Source organism: Sandarakinorhabdus sp. (assembly GCF_032115815.1).
GTDB lineage: Bacteria > Pseudomonadota > Alphaproteobacteria > Sphingomonadales > Sphingomonadaceae > Sandarakinorhabdus.
Window position 1 is genome coordinate 1 of sequence record NZ_JAUMBI010000157.1, and the last position, 5,984, is coordinate 5,984.

Genomic DNA, 5,984 nt, shown 5'->3' on the forward strand with positions numbered 1-5,984 from the left:
CATGGCGGTAAAGCTGGAACTGGCCGCAACCAGTGCGATGCGTCCAGCAGGGACATCAAGATAACGCGGTGCGCGGGCCGCCGCCAGGTTGCGGCCAGTGCCGGCGGCGATCAACCCGCCCTTGTCGAGATGGTCCAGCGTTTCGAACAGCCCCTCCGCACCCCAGTCCGTGGCGTGATTATTGGCATGGCTGACGATATCGAAACCCATCCGGGCCAGATCGGCAACGACAGCCGGATCACCCAGCATCCAGGTGCCACCCGATTCCGCCTGCGGTGCGCCCTTGGTACTGCTCAGATGGAGCACACTGGTTTCGAAATTGCCGAACGCGACATCGGCATCGCGCAGTAGCTTGACCATCGCCGGCGCGCGCCGCTCGATCGTGGCCAGCATGGGCCGCAAATAGATGAGATCCCCCACGGCAGCGAAGGTGAAACCATCGGCCACCGGCACGGACGGGACGAGCCTGATCTCTATCCCGCCTGCCGGCTGGGCCACCGCCGGAAGGGCGGCACTGGCCAACACGATGCTGCCCAACAGACACCATGCCGTGATGAGACGGCCCCGATGCGTCTTCGGTTCGACTGGTGCTGTGGGCAAAGCCTGGACTGCGATGCGGGGCGCGCGCGGGCGGCGGCCCGGATTGAACAGCGAAAGCATGAGCGGATCGCAATCGTGAGCCATGATGGGGAGGCTATCAGTGTGAGCGGGAGGCGTCACCCTTGCCAGATTGCACAGGGCGAACGTGCTGGCGCAGCCGCCAAGTCTGCTGTGGTGGGCAAGGCAGGAAGCAAGGAAAGAGCCTGGCGGAACCGCGCCGCCGGACGAAACACGAAAAAGGCGGCTTGTGGGCCGCCTTTTCTGATCGCCGGACAAACTTGTCTTTCGGCGCGCTGCAATTTGGTGCCCCTGGCCGGACTCGAACCAGCACGGATTTCTCCACTCGATTTTGAGTCGAGCGCGTCTACCAATTTCACCACAGGGGCAATGCGGCGCCGGTTAGCGCAAGGCGCGGGCAAGAGCAATCGCTGGCGGCAAAAATGATGCATTAGCGCAACAGTCTTGCGTTTGGTTGTCGCAGCACAGTGCAAGACAGCGATTCTGCCCTTTCATCACCGTAACAATTTCGCCATGGAGCGGCTTCACAACCGCAAAGAGGGGCTCTCATGCGTTCATTCATCCTCGCCGGGGCATCTGCCCTGGCCATCGCCGCATCGCCGGCTTTCGCTGCCGAAGACCAGGAAACCAAGATCGCGCAGGGCGCTGCCGAAGAGGCCGCCGCTGAAATGATGGTGGTCACCGGTTCGCGCATCGCGCGTGAGAATATCGATGCCACTGTGCCGATCACCTCGCTGAGCGCGGCTGAACTGCTGCAGAACGGCAGCGTGAACGTGGGTGATCGTCTGGCCCTTCTGCCCCAGTTCCGTCCGACCTTCACCAGCCAGAACAGCGGCCGCTTCATCGGCACCGCCGGCCTGTCGATCCTCGATCTGCGCGGCCAGGGCACCAACCGCACGCTGGTGCTGCAGAACGGTCTGCGCCACGTCACCTCGCAGCCAGGCGCTGCCACGGTTGACGTATCGACCATCCCGGTTGACCTGATCGAACGCGTTGACATCGTCACCGGCGGCAACTCGTCGGTTTATGGTTCGGACGCCATCGCCGGTGTCGTCAACTTCGTGCTGAAGCGCGATTTCGAAGGCATCATGGGCCGCGCCCAAGCCGGCATTTCATCGCGTGGCGATTCGGCTCAGTATCTGGCCACCATCACCGCCGGCAAGAATTTCGCCGATGGTCGTGGCAACATCGCCTTGTCGGTCGAATATAACAAGAGCGATCCGCTGTTCTTTGCCGACCGTCCGGAAACCGGCGCTGTCACCGGCCGCTCGCAGTTCCAGCTGGTACAGGATACCGCCACCTCAGGTCCTAACCGCACCGCAGAACCGGCGGCCGGCGATGGCGTGTTCGATACCCAGTTCATCAGCGGCCTCAAGAACATCGGCATCTCAACCGGCGGCGCCTACACCTCGGTCTGCCAGGGTGCTACCGGTGCCCGCGCCACGCTGAACTGTGGCGGCGTCTTCAACTCCCTCGGCACGTCGCAGTTCGGCAACGTGTTCGTGTTCGATTCGGCCGGCAATCTGGTCCGCAACGTCGTGGATCGCGATTTCCGTCCGTTCGGCTCGGGCAATGGCAAGGGCGGCCTTGGCTCGACCCTGCGTGAAACCGGCTTGATGCAGATTGGGAATACCCGCTATGCCGCCAACCTGATTGGCAGCTTTGAAGTTTCGGACGCATTCCGTCCGTATTTCGAGGCCAAGTGGGTGCGCACCGAATCGCTGCAGGAAGGCCAGCCGACCTTTTCGTCGGGCGCCCTGAACCCGACCTTCTCGATCAACAACCCGTTCCTCACCGCCCAGGCACGTGATCTGCTGGTCACCAGCTTGGCACCGGGCGCTACCGGATTTTCCACAACCCGCTTCAACATCGATTTCGGTGGCCGTGGTGAAAACCACAGCCGTGAGCTGTTCCGCGCTGTTGTTGGCGCCCAGGGCAGCTTCATGGACACCTGGAGCTACAACGTTGCCTTCAACTATGGCCGCGTTGAGACCTATTATGAAACCCGCGGCAACGTGAACCTTGCGAAGTTCACCAACGCGGTGAACGCGGTGCGCAATACGGCAGGCACCATCGTCTGCTCGGTCAACAACGATGCCATCACTACCAACGATGATCCGGCCTGCCGTCCGCTGAACCTGTTCGGCCTTGGCGCGCCCCAGGCCGATGCACTGGCCTACATCGGCCATACTTCGAGCCGCAAGCAGTGGTCCGAACAGTTCAATGCCATCGCCACTATCACCGGCGACTCGGCCAAGCTGTTCGAACTCCCGGGTGGTCCGGTTGGTTTCTCGGTCGGCGGCGAATGGCGTCAGGAGCGCAGCTTCTCGTCGTTCGACGATGTGACCCGCGCCGGCCAGACCTTCCTGAACTCCATTGCAAACTTCAACCCGCCGCGTCTGGACGTGTGGGAAGCATTTGGCGAAGTCCGCCTGCCGATCCTGAAGGACGTGCCGTTCTTCAAGGAACTGGCGGTTGAAGCCGCCAGCCGCGTTTCGAACTATTCGAGCGGGAATACCGGTACTGTTTATTCGTACAACGTTGGCGGTGTTTGGCGGCCTGTGGAAGACGTGCGTTTCCGCGCCAACTATGGCCGCGCCATACGCGCCCCGACGCAGAGCGATCTGTTCGCTTCGCAGTCGCAGACCTTCCTCAATGGTCTGGCGGATCCTTGCGGTCAGCAGAACATCAACAACAACCCCAACCGCGTTGCCAACTGCCGTGCGGGCGGTGTGCCGACCACGCAGACTTTCGTGGGCGTGACCGAGCCGTTCACCAACCGTCCGGCCTCGGGCATCTCTGGTCTGTCGGGCGGCAACCCCGGCCTGTTCGCTGAAAACTCGGATAGCTGGACGGTGGGCATGGTCTATACCCCAACCTACCTGCCGGGCTTCGTGGCCAGCGTCGACTTCTATCGCATCAGCCTGACCGATGCGATCAACACGGTGGGCTCGCAGACCGTCATCAACCAGTGCTATGACGATCCGGGCGGCATCAACAACGCCTTCTGTTCTGCGATCTTCCGAAACCCGGATGGCACCTTCCGCGGCCAGTCCAACGTGCTGCACGCCGGCCAGACGGTGGCCATCGCCACCACCGGCCAGTCGTTCATCCAGGGTCCGTTCAACTATGCCCGTCAGCTGACCAAGGGCATCGACTTTGACGCCGCCTACACTCACAGCTTTGGTGAAGACTGGCGCCTGAACGTGCGTGCCCTGGTGTCGCTGCTGCTGAAGCGGCACGTCTACACTTCGATCACCGAGCCGAACCGCCTGACCCGCGAACATGGTACGCTGGGCAACCCGGAACTCAACGGCCAGCTGAACGTGACCGTTGGCTACAAGGGCTTCGACCTGCTCTACAGCTTCCGCTACCTGAGCAAGCAAACCCTTAACAGCTGGGGCGCTCAGAACGAGGAACAGGGCCGTCCGCCGACGAACCTCGACGCCACCCCGCTGGTCTATTACCCGGCCATCACTTATTCGGACGTGCGTTTCACGGCCAAGGTGTACAAGGGTATTTCGGCTTACGTCGGTGTAGACAACATCTTCGACCAACTGCCGCCGTTGGACCTGTTGGGGACCGGCGGTGATGCGATCTTCACCAACACCGGCCGCTTCTTCTATGGCGGCGTGCAGGTGAAGTTCTGATCGCCTGATCAACCAAAACTGAGCGGGGGGGCCGGTGGAAACATCGGCCCCTTCTCTTTTTGACAATCCGGCGGCCCGGCCGCATGGGATGCGCCATGCGACCACCCCGCAAACCAACCGGCGGCAAACGCCCGGCCAGCCCCTCCGGCCCCAAAGCGGGTCAGCGTGCGCCTGCCCGCTCTTGCACCCGCTCTGGCCCCAACTCTGGCCAACGTCCGCCCGGCGCCCCGCCGCTGTCGCGCCGTGACCAACGCACTGCGGGCTGGAGCGACCGCCGCGAGCGCGCCGAAACCGACGAGCGCCCGCCACGCGGCGACCGCCCACAGCGTGATGAACGCTCGCTGCGGCCGTCCCGTTCCGAACGCCCGGACCGCGCAGAACGCCCCATTCGCGGTGACCGTCCGGCCCGCGCCGACCGCTCAGACCGCAGCGAGCGTCCCCAGCGCAGCGACCGCCCTGACCGGGCTGAAGGCCCCAAACGCACCGGAGGCCCACCCAGGGCTGCACGGCCAGACCTGCGCGATCGTCCGGCCCGCGCCGAACGACCGCAGCGCGGCGACCGCCTTGACCGGGCTGAAGGCCCCCAGCGCAGCGAAGGCCCACCCAGGGGTGCACGGCAAGACCTGCGCGACCGTCCGGCCCGCACCGAACGACCGCAACGCGGCGAACGCCCTGCCCGCTCCGCCTCTGGCCCCGGTAAGCCGGCGCCGCGCGCCGAACAACCGAGCGTCAAGCGGGGCCCGGCGCCTGTGCGGCAAACCGAAGTGGCGGCGCAGCGCATCGCCAAGGCGTTGGCCCGCGCCGGCGTCGGCTCGCGCCGCGATATCGAACGCATGATCGCCGAAGGCCGTATCGCCATCGGTGGAGAAGTGCTCACATCGCCGGCGCTGAACATCACCAACCTGGCCAATGTCACCGTGGATGGCGAACCCGTCGCCGGCATCGCGCCGGCCAAGCTCTATCGCTTCCACAAGCCCGCCGGCTTCCTCACCGCCGCGCGCGACCCCGCTGGTCGTCCAACGATCATGGATATCCTGCCCCCCGGCCTGCCGCGCGTCGTCCCCGTTGGCCGGCTCGACATGAACACCGAAGGCCTGCTGCTGCTCACCACCGATGGCGAGCTCAAGCGCGCGCTGGAACTGCCGTCGTCCGGCGTACCGCGTGTCTATCGCGTGCGTGCCTTTGGTGAAGTCACCCAAGCCGCGCTCGAAAGCCTGGCTGATGGCGTCACTATCGATGGCGTTCACTACGGCTCGATCTTGGCGGATATCGAGCGCAAGACCGGCCATAATCTCTGGCTGATCGTCACCATCCGCGAAGGCAAGAACCGCGAAGTGCGCCGCGTGCTCGAACATGTCGGGCTGCAGGTGAACCGGCTGATCCGCGTGGCCTATGGCCCCATCGGCCTGGATGATCTGCCGCCCCGCATGGCCGATGAAATCCCCGATTCCGATGTGGCCCTGCTGAAAGCGATGCTGAAAGCCACCAAACCGGAGCAGCGCTGATGCGCGTAATCTCTGGCAAATGGCGGGGCCGGGCCCTGAAAGCCCCCGCCGGCGAATCGACCCGTCCCACCAGCGACCGCGCCCGCGAAGCCATCTTCTCCATGCTCACCAGCCGGTTCGGCACCTTTGAAGACCTGGACGTGCTCGACCTGTTCGCCGGCACCGGCGCGCTGGGGATCGAGGCGCTGTCGCGCGGCGCCGGCACGGCCTG

3 protein-coding genes, 1 tRNA gene and 1 pseudogene are annotated in these 5,984 nt (G+C 64.4%); 3 read left to right on the forward strand and 2 right to left on the reverse strand.

The window, feature by feature from the left end:
• A partial coding sequence (locus tag RT662_RS09365) for a CapA family protein (RefSeq protein WP_313670450.1) occupies positions 1 to 537 on the reverse strand: 537 nt, incomplete at its 3' end.
• Between the two features lie 364 nt (positions 538 to 901).
• Positions 902 to 986 (reverse strand) — tRNA-Leu (locus tag RT662_RS09370).
• A 180-nt stretch (positions 987 to 1,166) separates the two neighbouring features.
• Between RT662_RS09370 and RT662_RS09375 the strand changes: the two genes are divergently transcribed.
• From RT662_RS09375 to RT662_RS09385, 3 genes and pseudogenes are all read left to right on the forward strand, one after another.
• Positions 1,167 to 4,268 carry a TonB-dependent receptor domain-containing protein gene (locus tag RT662_RS09375; RefSeq protein WP_313670451.1) on the forward strand — a complete coding sequence of 1,034 codons (3,102 nt, stop codon included), beginning with the start codon at positions 1,167 to 1,169 and terminating at the stop codon, positions 4,266 to 4,268.
• Positions 4,269 to 5,017: 749 nt separating this feature from the next.
• Positions 5,018 to 5,773, forward strand: coding sequence for a pseudouridine synthase (locus RT662_RS09380; protein WP_313670452.1), 756 nt, complete (start codon positions 5,018 to 5,020; stop codon positions 5,771 to 5,773).
• Positions 5,773 to 5,984 (forward strand): annotated as a pseudogene (locus RT662_RS09385) (RsmD family RNA methyltransferase); the annotation flags it as partial. The gene RT662_RS09380 and the pseudogene RT662_RS09385, both read left to right, overlap by 1 nt.

What these genes read in the sequence shown, in the direction of transcription:
- RT662_RS09375 (WP_313670451.1), top strand. Translation starts at nt 1,167, where the DNA reads ATGCGTTCATTCATCCTCGCCGGGGCATCTGCCCTGGCCATCGCCGCA.